The sequence below is a fragment of the Fusibacter tunisiensis genome (genome assembly GCF_016908355.1).
GTDB classification, from domain to species: domain Bacteria; phylum Bacillota; class Clostridia; order Peptostreptococcales; family Acidaminobacteraceae; genus Fusibacter_D; species Fusibacter_D tunisiensis.
In genome coordinates, this window is record NZ_JAFBDT010000001.1 from 252048 (window position 1) to 272575 (window position 20528).

The following is a 20528-nucleotide window of genomic DNA, read 5'->3' on the forward strand; positions in this document are numbered from 1 at the left end:
AAACACCTATTTTATATTTTTTAATATAACACACATCTCTTTTTTCGCCACAACATTACCCACAATGTGGCTTTTAATCTCACATACATCATTTAATTTTCCCAATATTTCAATTGCTTGAGATTCGGGAACTGCAACCAAGAGTCCGCCTGAAGTTTGTGGATCGAAGAGCAAGTCTAAATAAACTTCCTCAATTTCAGGATCTACTTCAATTGAGGACAAGGCATGTGCACGATTTCGATAGGCACCTGCAGGAATAATGCCCATCTCTGCAAAGGGAATGGCAGCTTTTATAAAAGGAACATCTTCCACATTAACCTTTATCGTAACGTTAGATCCTTTTGCCATCTCAAGCGCATGCCCTAAAAATCCAAATCCCGTTACATCTGTACATGCATGAACCTCATAGTTTTTTAAAACTTCATAAGGATATTTGTTTAAATAAGTCATAATATGCACAATTTCATCATATGTTTCTGCATCAGTCATTTCTTCTTTTAATGCAGTTGTTAAAACGCCTATGCCTAATGGCTTTGTCAATATCAAAACATCACCATCACTGGCACCTATATTCGTCCAAATTTTTTCTGGGTGGACAATTCCGCTTACAGAAAGCCCATATTTAGGTTCTTCATCTTCAATAGAATGTCCCCCTACTAACAAGGCACCCGCTTCCTTTACTTTATCAGCACCACCTCTTAATATGTCTTTCAAAATAAGGGGTGACAAACAATTTGGAAACCCAACTATATTGAGTGCCAATGTCGGTTCACCACCCATTGCATAGACATCACTCAAGGCATTGGTGGCTGCAATTGTACCAAATGTATATGGATCATCAACAATTGGGGTGAAAAAGTCTAAAGTTTGAATCAAAGCTTGTGTCTCATTTAATTTATAAACTGCAGCATCATCGGAGGCATCAAATCCCACCAATAACTCTTTACTATTAAACTTAGGTAAATCGCACAAAACTTGCGCGAGGGTCTCAGGACCAATTTTAGCGCCTCAGCCAGACGCAGTTGTATACTGTGTTAATTTTACAGTTGACATTTCAGCACCTCCTATTCAACAATTATTATAACATTATTCCTAAAAATTATCTTGAATTCTCCAACATTCCTTTGAGTTTTTTATCCCCAATTCCTTTTACCAACGTTAACTCTTCAAAAGAATCAAATGTCCCGAATTCTTGAATGTAATCGTATATCGCCTTTGCTAATGAAGGTCCAATTCCTTTAAAATGCGTGTACATATCAAGGCTGAGTGTGTTAAACTCGCCTATTGTATAATATTTTTTTTCAACAGGATCAAATATTTCATTTGCTTTAAGCTTTTGAGTATTAAGTATTTCCACTTGATCAATTAGACCTTCTGATGGATTTATTTGAATCTCAAAAGGCTCATACATCAAGACCTTTACCCCTATAATGCCTACAAAAATAAGGATCCATAACCACTGAATAAACTTCATAACATCTCCCATAATTTTCCATTAATTATATTTTAGCATATTTTTATACACAAAAGGAGAAATTTTCTTTATAATGGAGTTTGACAAGGAGGATAACATGACATTCAAAACAAAAGTTTTACTGATTATTTTACTGATTGGTTTAATATCAAAACCAATTTATGCTGATTCTTTGGAATCCATAGAACTTACCGGGGAATCCGCAATATTAATAAATTCAAATACAGGCCAGATTTTGTTTTCAAAAAACTCAGAATTGCCTTTATATCCAGCGAGTACAACTAAAATTTTAACGGCTATCATAGCCATTGAAGATTTAAATTTAGAGGATATTGTTACAATTGACTCAGAATCGCCATATGCGGGTGGCAGCCATATTGCTTTAGAGGTTGGTGAGCAGTTAACCGTTAAAGACCTTATATATGGACTTATGATTGCCAGTGCAAACGATTCTGCAGAGGCATTAGCTCGATTTCATTCAGGTACAATTGAGTCTTTTGCAAAAGTCATGAATGAAAGAGCCGCTTCTATGGGTGCGGTTAATTCCAATTTTGAAAACCCACATGGGCTCCACCATGATGATCATGTTACAACGGCATATGATCTTGCACAAATTTCAGCTTATGCAATGAAGAATGAAACGTTTAGAAACATTGTTAAAACATTACGATATGAAATCCCACCCACCAACAAAAAAGATGAAACGCGTTATTTGAACAGTACGAACAGTATGTTTTTTGGTATACCTGGTTCAAACATCTCAATTGCTGTAGATGGAAAACAAGTGCCAACAAGCTATGATTTTGCAACGGGTATTAAGCGTGGCTATACGGATATGGCGAGATCTTGTTTTGTTGGTTCTGCAACTTTTGATGAAAGCCGAACGTATATATCAGTGGTTCTTAAAACGGAAGGTCACCTTATGTATGAGGACACGCGTAAAATGTTTGACTACGCAGAAAACTATACAAAAACAGTTGTCTTGGCAGAACCAGGTTCAAAAGTTGATCAAATCGTTATCAATACGCAAAAAGAAACACTTATCACCGGACTTGCTGCTTCTAGAATTTCCATTGATTTACCACTTGATTTAGATGAAAACTTGATTGAGAAAAAAATTATTTGGCAACCCAACTTACAGTTGCCTATTCAAGAAAATGAAATTATTGGCATTGTGGAATATTATCTCAATGCACAACTTTTACTTAAAACCAATCTTGTCTCAGATGCATTTTATTCTGGTGAGAACTTAATTAACGAAGCAACAACACATCTTCCACATAAAAGCCCAACATGGGTGCAGTATGGCATCAAGTTACTTATTGCCTTACTTTTATGGCGGTTTATTATGACTTTTATTAATCTAAAAAAAATCAAATATAAAAAAAAGAACGCGATTTGATGCTTTCAAATCGCGTTCTTTTAATCTTATTTGTATGCAATCATTTCGATTTCAACATCAGCATATAGTGGTAAATTCGCAACTTCAAAAGCTGCTCTAGCTGGTTTGTGGTCGGTAAAGTATTCTGCATATACGCTATTCATGTCTGCAAATTGTCGCATATCTGCTAGAAAAACAGTAACTTTTACAACATCATTTAAAGATGCGCCAGCCTCTTCAAGAATTGCCTTTGCGTTTTCAAGTGACTGTTTAGTTGCCAACTTGATATCCTCTTTAATGAGTTCACCATTACTGGGGTTAATTGGCAATTGGCCTGAAACATAAATAAATGATCCTGCTTGCATACCTTGAGAATAAGGGCCAACAGCAGCTGGTGCTTTGCTAGTAGAAATTGGTTTCAACATATAAACATCCTCCTATTTTGTATCTCGAATACCATCGAGATAATTGTATATTGTGTATCGCGAAACTTGAAGTGAATTCGCGACATAATCAATAGCACCTTTGATAAGAAAAACGCCTTTATCTTCCAAATCCTTTACAATACTTACCTTCTCATCTTTGTTTAAGTAAATAACCGGACGACCAAATTTATGAATTGTGTTTTCAACAATATCATATAAGACATCGTTAATTTTATTTATTTCACCAATAACTATCGTTTCCTCTTCATCCACTTTACTCAATTCATTCAACAAATTACGCGCACTTAAGATGTCTGTAATATCAAAATTAATGCACATGCAGCCAATAATTTCATCTTCAAAATTTCTTATAAAAGTCGTTGTAGATTTTAATTCTCTGCCTAATGTGCTTTTTCCAGTATAATTATACACATCATAACCATCTTGATGCTTGTTGATTTTTTCCAGAATAGATTCACTCATACGTGTTTCAAGTGTTCGTCCTGTAACGTGACCGTTAAATATTGCGACTATGGACTGTTCTATGTTACTGAAGTCATGAATAACAACTTCACAATTCGATCCAAAAGTTTCAGCAATCCCTTTTGCAACAGGAATCATTTTTGTAAGTACCGGATGAACGGTTTTCGTCATGAGCATACTCCTTTCTTTTATCAGTTATGCAAGGCAACTCTCGGTGCATCACTCCACACGCGTTCGAGTGAATAGTAGGCTCTGGTTTCACCAGTAAAAACATGCACAATTACATCTTTAAAATCAAGTAAAATCCAGCCGCCTGAAACCTTGCCTTCTCTATGTTTTAAATCCTCTTTAAGTTCTTTAGACAAATGGTCCGATAAAGCGTTTATATGTGTTGATGATGTTCCAGTTGCAATAACAAAGCAATCTGCAATTGGACTAATCCCTTCTACATCTATAACCGTAATATCGTTTGCCTTTTTATCTTCCAATAAATCAACAATTTTTAATGCAAATTCCTTTGATACGCTCATGATTTCTCCTCATTTATGATTTCTTCAATCATTTCCAGTGTATTTCTATGAATGCCAATACCATTTTCCAGATATTTTTGATTCATGTTATTGTATGCAAGTACCGTTTGGTCTAAACTTTTAAAAGCTAAATTTCTCAATATTTCAACACACTCAAACCGACGTCCTTCCTCAATTAGATCAGCAACATAGACAATCTTACTTAAAGTAGACATCTTCTTAAACCCGTACGTATGCCACCTAATTGCATCTAGAATCGTTTCATCGTGTATGTTGAACTGGTCTTTGATCAATTCTGCACCAACTTCGCCATGCGCTATATTGGGATTGACTTTAAAAACAGGATCGAAATAAATGCCATAATGATTAATGTGGGCCAACATACTTTCCCGATCTATTTCCTTGGCAAAATCATGACACAAACCTGCAAACTCTGCCTTAACAGGATCCACATTATAGTGAACTGCAAGTCTACGTGCCATTTGGGCGGTTCCTAGAGTGTGTGTCAATCGTTTTAAACTCATATTTTTCTTTAGAACACTTAGAACTTCAAAATATTGATCATGGTGTTCTTTATAAAGACCTTTAGATTCTATGTAGGCTTCAACCGATTCAGGCAACAAGTACCGAATGCTCTTTTCTTCATTAACACGTCTTCTAATATCCGTAGAACTAATGGCAAGCGCAGGAATATAACAAACATCAATTACAGCACCATACTTGATTGTCAATTCACTCACTTTGTCATTCAATCTTTCCAAATCGATACCAGGCCTTGTTGCCGCAACAAAACGAACCATTTTTACCAGTTCTTCATAATTTTTCCATGAATCTAAAAGTAAAATGGCATCTGCACCTGTTATAAAATAGAGTTCATCGCAATCTGGCAATGTTTTTTTTAGAAGTCTAATTGTATCAATAGTGTATGTGGTTTCCGTCCGCTTGGTCTCAATATCTGATACCTTAAAAAAAGAATTATTTCCAGTTGCAAGCACTGCCATTTCATATCGATCCACTTGATTGGCTGAATTAAAATGTGCCTTGTGAGGTGGTTTACCAACAGGGATGAATATAATTTCATCTAAATGAAAGCTTGTGCGAATTTGCTCGGCAAGCATGAGGTGGCCATAATGAATTGGATCAAATGTACCACCCATAATCCCGATTTTTCGCCCTATCATGGCCGAGGTGTCTTCTTTTTATTTTTATTTTGATTTGGTTTTGAAATTTTGCCACCTCTTTTTGAAAGTTTCTCCTGTTTTGGCACTTGAGAAGCCTTTCGACTTTTATTGGCACGTACTCTTGAATTATCAGCACCAGGAATCTCAATCATAGGATCTGTTTTCGATTGACGATATATGGTAAATTTGTTGCCAATAGATTGAACATATTCAGCTTTTAAAGCCTCACAGACGTCTATTGCAGCCGCTTTAGCATCTTCCAAACTGTTATCCAAGACACTAACCTTTATTAACTCATGAGATTCCAAAAGCGCATCCAGTTGACTAATAAAACCTTCTGAAAGGCCCTCTTTACCCAGTTGCATCAGAGCCTTCTCATTATGAGCCAACCCCTTTAAATAACTTCTTTGTTTTCCAGTTAACATAATCTACTACTCCTATGCATAGAATTCAAATTCTATGTCAAAAATTCTCACCGTATCACCATCTTCAATACCCATTTCACGCAAATGATCAAAAACACCTTTGGTCTTAAGTACATTTTGAAATCTTCTGAGGGATTCAATATCAGACAAATCTGTAGAGTATAGAACTCTTTCTATAAATTGACCCTCAACACAATACACATCCCCATCTTTAAAGAAATTGATTTCATTAAGATCTGTTATGTCAAGTTCTTCAACCAAATAATCATCCTCGCTAATGAGCGGTTCATCTTCAATTGTATCCAATAACATCGTCACATGATTTAGTATTGCTTCAATACCTTCGCCTGTTGCTGCCGACATAGGAAAAACTGTATAGCCATCTACCTCAACTTTTTCCTTAAACGCCTGATACTCAGTTTCATCATAAAGTAAGTCCATTTTATTTGCAACGACCACTTGTTTACGCGTCGAAAGTCTTTCGCTATATCCAAAAACTTCAGAATTTATAGTACAAAAATCAGTATACGGATCACGACCTTCTAAACCCGATATGTCCACAACATGAATCAATATTTTTGTCCGTTCAACATGTCTTAGAAACTCTAGTCCAAGGCCCACACCTTCCTTAGCCCCTTCAATAAGTCCCGGAATATCCGCAAGCACAAAACTTTTACCCTTTACAGCTTCAACAACACCTAAGTTGGGTTGAAGCGTTGTAAAGTGATAATTTGCTATTTTAGGTTTTGCTTTAGTAGTTGCAGCTAAAAATGTAGACTTTCCAACATTGGGATAGCCAAGTAAGCCAACATCAGCAAGTAATTTCAATTCTAAAGATATGGTCCTTTCAACACCATTAATTCCTTTTTCAGCAAACGTAGGCGCTTGCCGAGTTGGTGTTGCAAAGTGTTGATTTCCTTTTCCGCCACGACCACCTTTTGCTAAAATAACACGATCACCTGTGGATTTAAGATCCGCAATGACCTTTCCAGTATCTAGATCACGAATAATGGTCCCTTCCGGAACCTTAATCACTAAATCTTCCGCTGCCTTACCTGACATTTTCTTTTTGCCACCATCTTCTCCAGGTAAAGCATGGTATTTTGTTTTATATCTAAAATCCATCAAAGTACGCATCCCTGAATCTACGACAGCAACAATGTTTCCACCGTTTCCACCATCGCCACCATCAGGCCCACCATCCGGTACATATTTTTCCCGTCTGAAACTCACACGGCCATTCCCACCGTTTCCAGCTTTAATATGGATTCTTGCAACATCTACAAACATTTTGCACCTCAAAAAGAACCTTATATATCTACTATAAAGGTTTTAATAAAAAATGTCCATCACGGATGATGGACATTCGGATTAAGCTTCATAAACGCTTACTTGTTTCTTGTCTCTGCCTTTTCTCTCAAACTTCACAACGCCGTCTACTTTAGCAAATAAAGTATCGTCGCCACCTCTGCCAACATTGTTGCCAGGATGGATTTTTGTGCCTCTTTGTCGAATAAGAATGCTGCCAGCGCTTACCATTTGACCGTCAGCTCTTTTAAGACCCAATCTTTTTGACTGTGAGTCACGACCGTTTTTAGAAGAACCAACACCTTTTTTACTGGCGAACAATTGCAAATCAAAAGTTCTCAACATCTTCATGCACCTCCTTAATAATGTGCTTGACGTATTCTGGATACGTCCGTTCTATACCTTCAATGCCAATTAAAATCGTTTTAAAAACAAGATCAAGCGAATCGCTCTGCCACTTGCTGTCAATGGAGAATTTTAAATATCCCTTTTCAACTTGACACAGCATCTCTTCTTCAGGAATCTTTCCAACGACTTCTATCGCATTCAATAACGTTTGCGAAAGTGTGGATACAGCAGCACACACCAAATCTCTTCCGGGTTCATCCGAATAGGCGTGTCCAGTTACTTTTATTCCTGAAAAATGATTCCTAGCAGTTGCAAAAATAACCTTGATCATTATTATAAGCTAATGCTTTCAATTTTAACTTTCGTATATGGTTGTCTATGACCTTGCTTTTTGCGGTAGTCTTTCTTAGCTTTGTATTTGAAGATAACCACTTTTGCAGCTTTACCATTTTTAACAACTGAAGCTGTAACTTTAGCTGATGAAACGTCTTCGCCTACAAGCAAACCATTTTCATTTGAAACAGCAAGAACTTCAGTGAAATCAACAGAATCTCCTTGATTCACTGGCAATTTTTCAATAAAGAGTTCATCGCCTTGCTCAACTTTGTATTGCTTGCCACCTGTTTTAATAATTGCGTACATATCGCACCTCCTCTATCCTTTCTCGCCAAAACTCGGTATGGATGACTCCATTTATTAATAGAACCGGTTTCGTGCGGCTACCCGATAAATGTTATCACAGTTCCACCTAATTGTCAATAAATTGAGACTGAAATTTATAGGGTATCTCTTTACCTTTATTTGCTTTAAACTTAACGTTAAGTGAAGTCTCCCACTCAATTGGATTTTGTCTTAAAAAAGAATAAAGTTCAGAATCAACTTCAACCTCTACGGATTTTGTATTGGTATGGTGTTCCAATTCCATCAGGTCAACAAACATCTCATTCAACCACCAAAAGTACATATCCTTTTTTTCGGCGTTTAAACTTAACCGATCAAACACTGTTGGTCCAACTCTTTTTTTCGACAATTCAAGAATGCCAAGTTTCGTAAACCCATGAACTGTAAACCCATCAATACGTCTAAAAAAATCTTTTTGAAGCCTATCAATTAACAACCGCTGGTGAGCTGAATCCATGTTTATATAATCGATTAATACAGGACCACCAATATTTATTAACCGTATATAATCAGCAATTAAACCACTGACTTCCCAGTTGATTTCAAAAGCTGCTGTTGTTTTCTGTGTGTTGCCTATTACATGTTTTGAATTAACATCAACAATTGTAAATGCTTCCAGAGTGTCTATAACGAATGAGCTTCCCGACCTTGCACTAAATGCATTTTGAAACAAAAGTTTGGTAATCTGTGTTAAATACTTCTTGTAAGCAGCGCCACTTGTCATCTTAATTGGTAAATCATGAAAATCGTTTTTAAACATTTGATTAAATGACTTTGATGACGTTTCAACTTGATTTATTGAAAACAATTCAACAGTTTCACCTATGCGATTTTCAAAGCTATTGGTGTCATAAAGACACTTTGTTTTTTGCTCCAATAAGCCTCTTTTTACAATCCAATCCCATTTATCGCGCTGTTTTTTAAGTTCATCTATTAGCAGGTCAAAAGAAACACCCAAATTTAAAACAGAACTTCTAACAATAACACCAAAGTCATCACCAAATTGATCTCTAATACACTTTTCTATGACGCTTCGGGTTGAATTGTCTGAAATTTTTTTTGAAAATTTCACCTGGTTGCCATAGGGTAAATATACTGTGTAGTGACCTTCTATGGTGATATCAGACGTCAAAAGAGGTCCCTTTTGACCATGAATATCCTTAGAAACTTGAGCAATAATTGAATCGCCTTGCTTAAAAGAGTCTCCCATTAGTCTCAAGAGATCCTTGTTTCGAATAAAAGCATTTTGAGATTTACCAATATCAACAAATGCGCCTTCAAGGCTTGGAATAATCTGCATAATTCGGCCACAATAAATTTGATTCAAAATTGATGTTTTAAATTTGTTATCCAAAATAAGGTGTTTAATTGAATCCGATTCCAAATCAATAACAAGTCCTAGACGTAGAATTGGTGTTTCGTCAACCGTCATAACAACCATTATTCCGTGTCCTTTAAATCAAATAAGTTTACCAGGGCGTCATTTTCACTAAAATATAGCCCAAGCCGTTCTACTTCAATTGATTCAATAGTTTTTTCTATTTTATAGTGTTTTAAAAAGACTTCTACAAATTTTTCTGGGTTTAAACTCCCATTACTTCCCGATGCAAAAGTACCTTTAAAAATCCATTCATTTTCCATACAATATACAGATGTTAATTTATAAATCTGATCTAAAACATTTATGGTTTTGATTTTACCTTTTTTTGTCTTTTTATCATAGGTCACGGACTCAAGTTGCATGAAAGACTCTACCCAATCCTTAAATGGCAATTGTGAAACATCGTTCTGAAATTCAATTTTGACCAAATAATCCGCATACTCAACTTTTGACATAAGCGACGCTTTACAGTCCACATAAATGGCATCCTTAAGGTCAATCCCATCTGGGAAACTAAGCTTTAAAACATCAGAAATTGGAACCTCTCGATCAAGAGTCACTTCCATAACATCATACTTCGTACTATATCCCACAGATAATGGTGCAGCAAAAGTAAGCTTTGGAATTGGATTGAATCCTTCGGAAAATTTAAGCGGCATCTTATTTACCCTAAAAATACGCTCAAATAGCTTCATCAATTCTAAGTGTCCTAAATATTTCATATATTTTTCTTTTGAATATGCAATCCTAAGCGTCGCCATAACACTCACCACCAATTATACTGATATTTACACCACAGCCTGTACAGCCTTCACGACAATCTTGAGTGACCTCACCGTTTAAAGCTCTTTTATACTCCAATTCTAAATACCGTTTATCAACACCTGCATCAATTATGTCCCATGGTAAAAATTCATCAAAACTACGTACACGTGTATTGTAAAATGCCATATCAACCTGTTCCGTCTCAAAAGCTTTCTGCCACAACTCAAAATTAAAAAATTCTTGCCAGCCGTCGAACTTACATCCCAATTTCAAAGCCCTTAAAATCACTTTGGAAAGTCGTCTGTCTCCACGCGCAAACACACCTTCAAGCACACTTGTTTCTGGATCATGATAGTTATAAACAACTTTCTTATTGTTTATTTTATGCTTTAAGTGACTAATTTTCTCTTTAAACTGTTCCAAACTATCTTGGGGCATCCATTGAAAGGGGGTAAAGGGTTTTGGCACAAAACAAGAGGTGCTTACAGTCACTTGAACATTCTTTTTCATGTATTCAGGTCTTACTTGCTTAAAAGTATGCGTTCCTAAATTTGCAATGTCATTTATGCCATCTAAATCTTCAACTGTTTCTGTAGGCAATCCAATCATAAAATAGAGTTTTACCCGATGCCAACCAAGTGAAAAAATACTGTTAAAGGTGCTTGATATGTTTTCATCAGAAACACCCTTGTTAATCACGTCTCTAAGGCGTTGCGTTCCAGCTTCAGGCGCAAAAGTCAACCCAGTTTTCCTAATTTTTTGAATTTCCTTTAAAACATCTACTGAAAAACTGTCCAATCGTAATGACGGTAAAGAGACACCTATATGGTCTGACTCATACTCAGATACTAAATTTCGAATTAAAGTATCAATTTCACTGTAATCCATGCTGCTCAGAGAGGTCAATGAAAACTCTTCATATCCTGTAGAATCAATAATATCTCTTACATTTTTCTCTATTGTTTGAACTGATTTTTCGCGAATAGGTCTATAAAGCATACCTGCTTGACAAAAACGACAGCCTTTTGTACACCCCCTAAAAATTTCAACCATGGCCCGATCATGTACAATATCATTAAAAGGTACAATCATGGTATCCAATTGGTAACCTTTATCAAAATCTCTGATAAGACGCTTTTTGACTTTCTCAGGGACAGATCTATTTCGCTCATATTTTATGAGCAATCCACTTTCATCATAGATTGGCACATAAAATTTAGGCACATAAAGCCCTTCAATCTTCGTAGCTTCCAAGAGAAGTTCATCCTTAGATATCTGATTGACCTTATACCGTCTATAAACATCTAAAAATTCCAATAAGACTTCTTCAGCTTCTCCTATAAAGAATATATCTATAAAGTCAGCAATTGGCTCAGGATTATAAGCACAAGGGCCTCCTGCGATAATGAGTGGCTCTTTATCATGACGGTCTTTGGCATATTTTTCAATGCCTGCCAAATCGAGCATATTTAGTATATTTGTATAACTTAACTCATATTGAAGTGTAAACCCAACTATGTCCATATGAGACAAGGGTGACTTTGACTCTAAAGTAAACAACTTTTGCTGACTTTCACGCATTTTAGCTTCCATATCAACCCATGGTGAAAAAACACGTTCACAGAAAACGTCCTCTTGTGTGTTCAATAACCGGTAAAGAATTTGCATGCCTAAATGACTCATTCCCACTTCATATACATCGGGAAATGCAAATGCAAAACGAATCATTTGATCATCAATAGGTTTATTAAAAGTGTTGATTTCTCCGCCGATATACCGTGTTGGTTTTTCAACTTGGCGAAGCAGTGTTTCCAAATTCATAATGCCTCCTTGTTAAAAATGAGTAAATGTACCCTTTTGTCTCCTCAAATAAATTGTTTCCACAAGTCCAATCGCAAGCATACTTGTGAGAACAGCTGTAGCGCCATAACTGAAAAAAGGGAGCGTTATTCCGGTTACAGGAAGTTTGCCCATTGTCATAGCAATATTTTCAATAATTTGAAAAGCAAACATAAACGTAATTCCAATAATTGCATAAGATCCAAAATCATCTTTTGTTTTACGGCTTAAGTGAATCATTCGCATTAAAAAGAAAAAATACATGGAAATAAGTGCTAATCCGCCAACAAACCCAGTTTCTTCTACAAAAACAGCAAAAATAAAATCACTTTCTTGGACAGGTAAATAATTTAATCTATGGTATACCCCTTCAAAAAGTCCTTTACCATACATTCGGCCAGAACCAATGGTAATCTTGGACTGTAATACTTGATAATTGCCAGGTAAAGATAAATCTTCAGGGTTTAAAAAAGCATCAATTCTGACCCGTTGATGATTTTCTAACCTTGGATAAATAAAAGGCATTGCTATCCCCAAAGTTCCCACACCCAAAACAACATATCTATACTTAAGTCCTGAAACCAACATCATGCCAAAAGTTACAAAAACAAATACCAAAGATGTTCCTAAATCAGGCTGTTTTAAAACCAACACCAAATAAGGCGCCAATACTAAAAGAGATTTGAAAATTTCCTTGATTCCCTTTATGCCACCTATTTTTTCTAGAAATTTGGCATAGAATAAAATATATGCAAGTTTTGCCAATTCGCTTGTTTGAATGTTAATTAAGCCAATATCAATCCAACGTCTTGACCCTTCACGAACAACGCCTAGACCTGGCACATAAACCAAAAGCAAAAGTAAAATTCCCAAAACATATATACTTTTATAAAACATGCCAAAAATTTCGTAATTAATAAACTGAAGCAAAATAATCGCAGCAATTCCCAAAGAAAAAGCAACCACTTGCATTTTCACTTCTCTTGTGATGCCTAGATTCATAAAGTCTGTAGCACTTGCAATGGTTAAAAGGCCTACAGAAAAAATAATAAGGACAATCACTATAAGCAGATAATCAAATTGAGAGAGTATTTTTCTAAAATTCAAGGTGTTTTCTCCTATTTAAAAAAGGCCCCGCGAGGACCTTTTATCTTTTAAGATTTTTTAGCGGAATGTTGGCCACTAGGACCGGCTTACCAGATGAACTGTCTCTTGTTCGTGTTATTTTAATATCCAAATCTGCCGTGTCATAATCAACATGTTCAGATATTGACGATAAAATATCTTTTTTTAACAGTTCCAACAATTCTGGAGAACAGTTGGATCTGTCATGAACAAGAACGAGTTTCAATCGGTCTTTAGCCACATTTTTACTTGTCTGTTTATTATTTAAGAATCCGAATAAATCGAACATGCAACCTCCTCCTATCTGTTGAATGTGAACGCTCGTTTAAGTTTATCCAAAAAGCTTTCCTGAACATCAAATTCCAAGAAGGCTATCTCTTCTCCCATAATGCGTTTTGCGATATTTTTAAATGCCATACCTGATATAGAATTTTCTTTAAAAACGGCCGGTTCGCCTCTATTGGTACTCATGACCACTTCTTCATCATCAGGGACAACACCTATAAGGTCAACTGCAAGAATATCTTCAATGTCTTCAACATTCATCATGTCACCACGTTTTGCCATATCCACTCTTAAACGGTTGACAATTAGTCTTGGATCATGTAATTCTGCCGCTTCCAAAAGACCGATAATTCGATCGGCGTCTCTTACTGCCGAAATTTCTGGAGTTGTAACGACTATAGCGCGGTCAGCACCTGAGATGGCATTTTTAAACCCTTGTTCAATACCTGCAGGACAATCCACCAATATATAGTCATGTGTTTTTTTCAAATTTGTAATGAGCTCTTTCATTTGTTCTGGATTAATTGCATTTTTATCTTTGGTTTGAGCTGCAGGCAGCAAATAAAGATTATCAAATCGTTTGTCTTTAATCAATGCCTGTTTTAAACGACATGCGCCAGTTACAACATCAACAATATCGTATACAATTCTGTTTTCTAAGCCAAGGACAATGTCTAGATTTCTAAGTCCAATATCTGCATCAATGACACAAACTCTTTTGCCTTCCATAGCCAATCCTGCACCAATATTGGCAGTTGTTGTTGTTTTACCAACACCGCCCTTGCCGGACGTAATTACAATTGCTTCACCCATAGTGTCCCCTCCATAAGTCACCTTAAAATCAATGACATTTTTCTATTTTTATAAGACCTTCACTTATGAAGGCTCTTTCTGGATAAACTGTGTGTTCTGAATGATCATCATTTGGTGGAACAGAAATATACTTTGCAATTCTTATCTGAGTAGGTTTAAGTAAATTAGCCACCACTACTGCAGACTCATCTCCTGAAGAACCCGCGTGTACAAATCCCAGTATGCGACCCATAACGACTATGTTTCCTTCTGCAATGATTTCAGCACCTGGATTCACATCTCCAACAACGACAACATGTCCCGCAAAATGGACTGATTTTCCAGAACGCATCGTTCCGTATACAAAATGAGTATCCGCTCCAGCTTGTGCAACAACTAGTTTTTCAACAACACTCTCTTTTTCAATTTCGACCTTGAGTGTTTCAGGTACTTTTTTCACTTCAGAAACAGATTCTTCTAGACTAATGACTTCAATACCCGATTGTGCTTCAATCAGCGCTTCAACCATCGCTTTTTCACGATAATTAAACGATTTACCAGTTAATCCAATTATTTTTGAGCCTCGATAAAAGTCTGCTTTATCTTTTAACAATTTCTCTAAGAATAAAATAATCTCTTCAAAACTTGCATTTGAGTCCACATTAATATAGAGTCCATTGAAAGTTCCTTTAAATTCAGCAGGCCCTTTACGCCCCATTTCATCACCACCTGAATCTTATTATTGCCTAACACATCTATTTTACCGTATTTTTAACGAATCTACAACAGTTACTCCCCTGTAGGTGGTTTTAATTTAAAGTACTGAGCATAGACATCCCTGGCAATTGCAGCAGAATAAGATCCAGACCCACCTTGAGGGACCAAAATTACAACTGCGATTTCAGGATTATCATAAGGCGCATAGGAAGCAAACCACGAATAATTATCATAAGGGAGTCTAAATTGATTTAAATCATCATCTGAAATTTCTTCTTCAGAAAGTTCTTTTATAGCAAGTCGCATTGCTGTGCCCTTATTCAAATAATCCTGCTCCACCAATCTGTTGAATTTTGCTTCAAAAAAATCAGCTTCTGCCTCGTTTGCTGCATTATCTTTTTGCTTCTCCAATTGACTCATTTCTTCACTGCGCTGCTTAATGATTTCAAGTGTTTTTAATTCCACGTCTTCTAATGTGAGTTTTGGCGCAATAAATTCTAGGTATTCTGTTAAATAGGCAACTTCGTCTAACGGTGGAATCAAGCCTTCTTTTTGAGCTGTTCCAGTTTTCCCCGCTATCTCTATCGGAAACTCATTAAAAAAATGCCTTAAAGAACTTGATTGACTGGTTAACGCCTGTCTCATTCCTTTTTGTATATGAACGAGATAATTTTCCGGATCCATTGAAACCACAGATTGGTTTTTATTTATAATCTCATCGCCCACTTGTTTAACCAAAGTCAATTCATTCAGGTACCCTCCATTTGCAATGGTGGATATATACCGTGCAATTTGAACAGGTGTATAAGTGTGGTCACCTTGTCCAATCGAGAGGTTCATGGTATCACTTTCGTACCATTTCATTAAATTGAAATAATCGTATTTTATAATATCAGCCAGTTGTTCTGTTACATAGTAATCTGGATTGCTGCCTACTTCAAATAGTTTATTAATCAATGCCCCTCTAGATGGATTGTCATCAGACCAACTCACAATTTCATCCACCAAATCATTTAACTGTTCTTCGTTTTCAGTAATTGATTCAGGAAAGTAATCTTTAGCCAACACCTTAAGTTGACGTTTGAGCAAAGCTTGAATTGTTAATTTTTTTCGATCTGGATCCGGCACACCTGTAGCAACTTCACCGATTTCTATACCCGTTTTTTCGCCAAGTCCAAATTGTTTTGAGGATTCTGTCATAATTGTGGGGCCCATCTCAAAGTTAAGGGGGCGATTTTTGTAATAATCATAGCCATTTGATATGTTGTAAAAATAATAGTTACACGAAACTTCAAGTGCTTTGTAAAGATCCGTCAAACCATGTTTGTGACGATGATCGTTCCAGTACCAACACCCAAAAACATGATTTCCCACTTCTATATAGCCATCGGAAAACAACTTCTCAGTAGGATCTAATCCTTGTTCCAGTGCTGCATAAGCTGTCGCCATTTTATAGACGGAGCCTGGTTGAACCACCATCATGGAAGCAATATTATATAGTGGTCTTGCCGCTAGAGGGTTTCTTTTATTTACTGGGTTTAAAGCATTCCAATCAGATTGGCTTATTCCCTGCGAAAACAAGTTGACGTCATAGGCCGGATAACTAGCCATAGCCAGAACTTCGCCCGTTTTAACATCGACAACTACCCCTGCACCTGTTTCAGCATTTGGGTAAGCATCAAACTGAAAATCGCCCCATGGATTTTCATAAAGTTCGCCATTTCTAATCTTAGAAAGAACTGTATCCAAACTGTTCTCAAGAGCTTTTTGCAAATCATAATCTATAGACAATATCAAATCATCACCAGATTTCGACGCCTTAATGTCTAAACCGTAGGCTGTTTCATCCACCTCTGAAACATACTTCCCATAAACATCTACTTCAATATACTTGTATCCATTTTCACCATGCAAATCTTTTTCATAGACGCCTTCAATTCCAGTTTTCCCAATAATTTGATTTTTTGAATAGCCCAGATCATTTACATAGGTCTCAATTTCTGTTTCTGTTGCAATAGGTCCCATATAACCCAAAATGTGAGCTGCAGTACTTTTCTCAGGATAAGTTCTCACAGTTGTATATCCCACAGATAAGCCTACATAATCATACCCTTTTTCTTGAACCAAAATAGCGGTTTGTTCAGATATTGATGGCGCAACAACAATGGGCTCATAACTTAAATACCCTTGTGATTTAATGGCATGTCTAAAAATGAGTATTTTATAGGCATCTTCATCAGAATAAGATTTTGAAATATGGAACTCTGAACGTGATCTGATTTTTTTAAAAGCTTCCTCTGCGGATATGTCAATCGGCAATCCATACATATCCAAAAAGTTTTTCTTATAAATTTCTTCTAAAAACATCATTCTAGAGGTGGAAATTGGCAAATATTTGCCTTGATTGTACAGAATTCGATACGCTTCATAGTTACTCAATTCATCATCTAAATAGTTGGCTGCACGGATGTCGTTAAACACTTCCTCAGCTGTCCAAGTTTCGTTATAACCATTGTTACTCAACCAACTTTTTATATTTCTATCAAATGTATAGTGATATGCGCCATCCACAATTTGAATTGGAAAATCAATATGCGTTTCATTTTGAGTTTCTAAAAAATCAATGATTGAAATTGTAATTTCTGAAAATTCATTTGATGGTATAACCCCACTGTTTAATTCAAGGGTAAATCCAACAGAATTTGTTGCAAGTAATTTCCCGTTTCGGTCATAGATTTCACCACGTTTTGACAAGGTTTCGACTTTTTTGATGCGATTATTAATAGACCTTTCGTAGTAAGCATCGCCTTCTACAATTGTAAGTTGGTGTAAACTCCATCCCAAAAAAACAAAAACTGCAAACAGAACGATTACAATATGATTTTTTTTATTCAGAATAAATTTAAGCATTATAATCCCCTAATTTATAGCCATTAATTTTTTTAAATGCAAATGCATAAACAAATAATGCAATCAAACTGTTTAAAACAACTTCAGTTATAATTTTGACATACAACATTTCAAGCGGAACTGTGGCCTGAAAGAAAAACGTAATCAGATAAAAAACAAAATGATACATCACGGTTGATAAAATCACTAAAAATATAGGTGTAACATAATTTCCAACAAAAAGAACATGGATTAATCGAGCCGCTACAAATACAATTATCAAATAAGTGAATACGTTGGCACCAATCATGCGCCCCAAAAAAACATCTTGGAGAAAACCATAGACCAGAACATACACATAGGCATGTTTTTCAGAAACAAGCGCCATAATGACAATAGAGAAAATGATGCAAAGATTAGCCATTGCATCATTGATTCGCACTATTTGTAAAAGCGAACTGGACAGTATAAAGTTTAAAATTCCAAGTAATACAACACTCCGATATTTCATCAATTTTGCTCCAGTTTCATATCATAATTAAAAAGTTCTGAATGATTTTGCTTCAATTCCCGAGTAAAAGGAATTACCATGACCTTATCAATTTTTCTGAAATCTACAGATGGTTTTACTTTTATACGTTTTAACAGTTGATCGCGATCGTCTAAAACTTCATAAATCTGTCCAATTAAAATTCCTTTTGGATAAAGTCCCAAACCGGAAGTCACAATGTATTCGTCAACAAATACCTCCGCCTTTGGATCAAACAGTTCACCAATTAATTCGTAATTGGTTGTACCGTTTAATGTACCCACATAGTCATTATTAACACGCATCATTTCAAAACCAACAGAAGATTTATGATCAACAATGGAAATGACTTTTGACCACTTTTCGCCGACTTCGTAAATCTGTCCTACCAAACCTTTTCCATTTATAACGGTACTGTTCTTAGTTATGCCATGGTCAGCGCCCACATCAATGGTAAACATGTTATACCAATTGCCAATATCTTTACCAATTACATTTCCAGTTACAATACGATTTGTTGATTCAGTATCTACATATTTAAGTGCAGATTTCAACTGCTTTAGTTCAGCCAATTCTTTTTGAGTCATCGTTAGAGAAACCACTTGCTCTTTCAAATACTCGTTTTCTTCAGATAGGGTTTCGTTAAGGTCCTTATAGTTTAGAACATTGATAATTGGTTCTGTCTGATTGTCAATAAAGTTTCCAAACTGAGTTAAAACCTTCTGTATAGGCGTCAGAACAGAACCGAGTTTACTCTCGATAAAGGTTATACGTTCTCGGCCACCAAATGAAAGAATCATAAGAATAACCAATGTAAATCCTGCTATGAAAATTGTGAGTTTTTTTAGGCGTTCATTCATTTATAACTCCGACATTTTAGTAAATTACTTGATTAAAAAGCTCTAGATCCTTTGAAAACTTCTTTTAACTCATTAAAACTTTCAACAGCCTTTGCCGTTCCATTTGCAACACAATCTAAAGGATCATCTGCGATTCTCACTGGCATTCCAGTCTCTTTATGAATTAGTTTATCAAGATCGTGAAGTAATGCGCCACCCCCTGCTAGAACAATTCCCGATTGGTAAATGTCAGATGACAATTCAGGTGGGGTCTTTTCTAATGTTGTTTTTATGCCTTCAACGATAGCCTGAATAGGTTCTCTAATGGCTTCATATATCTCACTTGACTTAAGAACCAACATATTTGGAAGTCCAGTTACCAAATTCCGGCCTGTAATTTCCATTTGACGTTCCTTTTCAGGAATCATAGTACATGCGATTTCCATTTTTATTCGTTCTGCCGTCCGCTCACCAATCATTAAACTGTACTTCTTTCGGACGTAACTGATAATGGCTTCATCAAGTTCATCACCTGCGATACGAATAGATTGACTTGTTACGATGCCACCTAAAGAAATAACGGCTATTTCAGTTGTCCCGCCACCGATATCAACAATCATACTGCCAGTAGGTTCAGTAATTGGAAGATCTGCACCAATTGCGGCAGCCATTGGTTCCTCAATCAAGAACGCATCTTTTGCACCAGCTGAAAGCGAAGCTTCATAGACAGCTCTTTTTTCAACCTCTGTAATCTGAGATGGAATCCCAACGACAACTTTTGCACCTGTAAGAAATCCAATATTAGGAACTGCTTTATTGATAAAATACTTAATCATTTTTTGTGTAATGTCAAAATCTGCTATTACGCCATCTTTGAGAGGTCTAATCGCTCTAATCTGGCCTGGCGTTTTACCAATCATTTCTTTTGCTTCACGTCCAACAGCGAGTACTTCCCCTTTATCGTTAATTGCAACAACTGAAGATTCTCTAACAACAATCCCCTTATCCTTAACGCAAACCAAAGTGTTTGATGTCCCTAAATCGATGCCCAGTTGCTTGTAAAATAGTCCAAATCTCATAATATGTTTCCTTTCATACTTTCAAATAATTTGTTATATATTTCTTTTAAGC

The 20528-nt window shown here is 36.1% G+C and carries 23 protein-coding genes; 1 reads left to right on the top strand and 22 read right to left on the bottom strand.

Annotated elements, in window-relative coordinates:
- Positions 1–6 precede the first annotated feature (6 nt).
- Complete coding sequence (selD, locus tag JOC49_RS01245) at positions 7–1053, bottom strand: selenide, water dikinase SelD (protein ID WP_204661371.1); 1047 nt, start codon at positions 1051–1053, stop codon at positions 7–9.
- 46 nt (positions 1054–1099) lie between these two features.
- Positions 1100–1474, bottom strand: a complete 375-nt coding sequence (locus JOC49_RS01250) for a ComEA family DNA-binding protein (RefSeq protein ID WP_204661373.1) — start codon at positions 1472–1474, stop codon at positions 1100–1102.
- 97 nt (positions 1475–1571) lie between these two features.
- On the opposite strand from JOC49_RS01250, the gene JOC49_RS01255 reads away from it, so the two are divergent.
- Positions 1572–2876, top strand: a complete 1305-nt coding sequence (locus tag JOC49_RS01255; protein WP_204661375.1) for a D-alanyl-D-alanine carboxypeptidase family protein — start codon at positions 1572–1574, stop codon at positions 2874–2876.
- 26 nt (positions 2877–2902) lie between these two features.
- On the opposite strand, the gene JOC49_RS01260 is transcribed toward JOC49_RS01255, so the two are convergent.
- The 20 genes from JOC49_RS01260 to JOC49_RS01360 all read right to left on the bottom strand — a co-directional run bounded on the left by JOC49_RS01260 (position 2903) and on the right by JOC49_RS01360 (position 20476).
- Positions 2903–3280, bottom strand: coding sequence for a RidA family protein (locus tag JOC49_RS01260; protein WP_204661377.1), 378 nt, complete (start codon positions 3278–3280; stop codon positions 2903–2905).
- A gap of 12 nt (positions 3281–3292) precedes the next feature.
- The gene (locus tag JOC49_RS01265; RefSeq protein ID WP_204661379.1) at positions 3293–3934 is read right to left on the bottom strand and encodes a helix-turn-helix transcriptional regulator; all 642 of its coding nucleotides are present in this window, start codon (positions 3932–3934) and stop codon (positions 3293–3295) included.
- A 20-nt stretch (positions 3935–3954) separates the two neighbouring features.
- Positions 3955–4293, bottom strand: a complete 339-nt coding sequence (gene rsfS / locus JOC49_RS01270) for a ribosome silencing factor (protein WP_204661381.1) — start codon at positions 4291–4293, stop codon at positions 3955–3957.
- Positions 4290–5474, bottom strand: a complete 1185-nt coding sequence (gene nadD, locus JOC49_RS13165; RefSeq protein ID WP_243423527.1) for a nicotinate-nucleotide adenylyltransferase — start codon at positions 5472–5474, stop codon at positions 4290–4292. The genes rsfS and nadD overlap by 4 nt, the downstream gene beginning before the upstream one ends.
- Positions 5471–5899 (bottom strand): ribosome assembly RNA-binding protein YhbY, encoded by a 429-nt coding sequence (gene yhbY, locus JOC49_RS01285; protein WP_243423528.1) that lies wholly within the window; start codon positions 5897–5899, stop codon positions 5471–5473. Before yhbY ends, nadD begins: the two co-directional genes overlap by 4 nt.
- Before the next feature lie 12 nt (positions 5900–5911).
- A complete protein-coding gene (obgE, locus tag JOC49_RS01290) occupies positions 5912–7189 on the bottom strand; it encodes a GTPase ObgE (RefSeq protein WP_204661383.1) in 1278 nt (425 codons plus the stop codon).
- Between the two features lie 81 nt (positions 7190–7270).
- On the bottom strand, positions 7271–7552 hold the full coding sequence (gene rpmA, locus JOC49_RS01295) for a 50S ribosomal protein L27 (RefSeq protein ID WP_204661386.1): 282 nt from the start codon (positions 7550–7552) through the stop codon (positions 7271–7273).
- A complete protein-coding gene (locus JOC49_RS01300; RefSeq protein WP_204661388.1) occupies positions 7536–7886 on the bottom strand; it encodes a ribosomal-processing cysteine protease Prp in 351 nt (116 codons plus the stop codon). The genes rpmA and JOC49_RS01300 overlap by 17 nt, the downstream gene beginning before the upstream one ends.
- A 2-nt stretch (positions 7887–7888) precedes the next feature.
- A complete protein-coding gene (gene rplU, locus JOC49_RS01305) occupies positions 7889–8197 on the bottom strand; it encodes a 50S ribosomal protein L21 (RefSeq protein WP_204661390.1) in 309 nt (102 codons plus the stop codon).
- A gap of 106 nt (positions 8198–8303) precedes the next feature.
- On the bottom strand, positions 8304–9677 hold the full coding sequence (locus tag JOC49_RS01310; RefSeq protein ID WP_204661392.1) for a ribonuclease E/G: 1374 nt from the start codon (positions 9675–9677) through the stop codon (positions 8304–8306).
- Positions 9677–10378 (bottom strand): TIGR03936 family radical SAM-associated protein, encoded by a 702-nt coding sequence (locus JOC49_RS01315; RefSeq protein ID WP_204661394.1) that lies wholly within the window; start codon positions 10376–10378, stop codon positions 9677–9679. Before JOC49_RS01315 ends, JOC49_RS01310 begins: the two co-directional genes overlap by 1 nt.
- Positions 10365–12203, bottom strand: coding sequence for a TIGR03960 family B12-binding radical SAM protein (locus tag JOC49_RS01320; protein WP_204661396.1), 1839 nt, complete (start codon positions 12201–12203; stop codon positions 10365–10367). The genes JOC49_RS01315 and JOC49_RS01320 overlap by 14 nt, the downstream gene beginning before the upstream one ends.
- 12 nt (positions 12204–12215) lie before the next feature.
- On the bottom strand, positions 12216–13328 hold the full coding sequence (locus JOC49_RS01325; RefSeq protein ID WP_204661398.1) for an FtsW/RodA/SpoVE family cell cycle protein: 1113 nt from the start codon (positions 13326–13328) through the stop codon (positions 12216–12218).
- A gap of 40 nt (positions 13329–13368) precedes the next feature.
- Positions 13369–13635 carry a cell division topological specificity factor MinE gene (gene minE / locus JOC49_RS01330; protein ID WP_204661400.1) on the bottom strand — a complete coding sequence of 89 codons (267 nt, stop codon included), beginning with the start codon at positions 13633–13635 and terminating at the stop codon, positions 13369–13371.
- A gap of 11 nt (positions 13636–13646) precedes the next feature.
- On the bottom strand, positions 13647–14444 hold the full coding sequence (gene minD / locus JOC49_RS01335; RefSeq protein WP_204661402.1) for a septum site-determining protein MinD: 798 nt from the start codon (positions 14442–14444) through the stop codon (positions 13647–13649).
- Positions 14445–14472: 28 nt separating this feature from the next.
- Positions 14473–15141 (bottom strand): septum site-determining protein MinC, encoded by a 669-nt coding sequence (gene minC, locus JOC49_RS01340; RefSeq protein WP_204661404.1) that lies wholly within the window; start codon positions 15139–15141, stop codon positions 14473–14475.
- A gap of 71 nt (positions 15142–15212) precedes the next feature.
- Positions 15213–18050 (bottom strand): penicillin-binding transpeptidase domain-containing protein, encoded by a 2838-nt coding sequence (locus JOC49_RS01345; protein ID WP_204661405.1) that lies wholly within the window; start codon positions 18048–18050, stop codon positions 15213–15215.
- Positions 18043–18540 (bottom strand): rod shape-determining protein MreD, encoded by a 498-nt coding sequence (gene mreD / locus JOC49_RS01350; RefSeq protein ID WP_204661408.1) that lies wholly within the window; start codon positions 18538–18540, stop codon positions 18043–18045. Before mreD ends, JOC49_RS01345 begins: the two co-directional genes overlap by 8 nt.
- Positions 18540–19418, bottom strand: coding sequence for a rod shape-determining protein MreC (gene mreC, locus JOC49_RS01355; protein WP_204661410.1), 879 nt, complete (start codon positions 19416–19418; stop codon positions 18540–18542). The genes mreD and mreC overlap by 1 nt, the downstream gene beginning before the upstream one ends.
- A 32-nt stretch (positions 19419–19450) precedes the next feature.
- A complete protein-coding gene (locus JOC49_RS01360) occupies positions 19451–20476 on the bottom strand; it encodes a rod shape-determining protein (protein WP_204661412.1) in 1026 nt (341 codons plus the stop codon).
- Between the last annotated feature and the right edge of the window lie 52 nt (positions 20477–20528).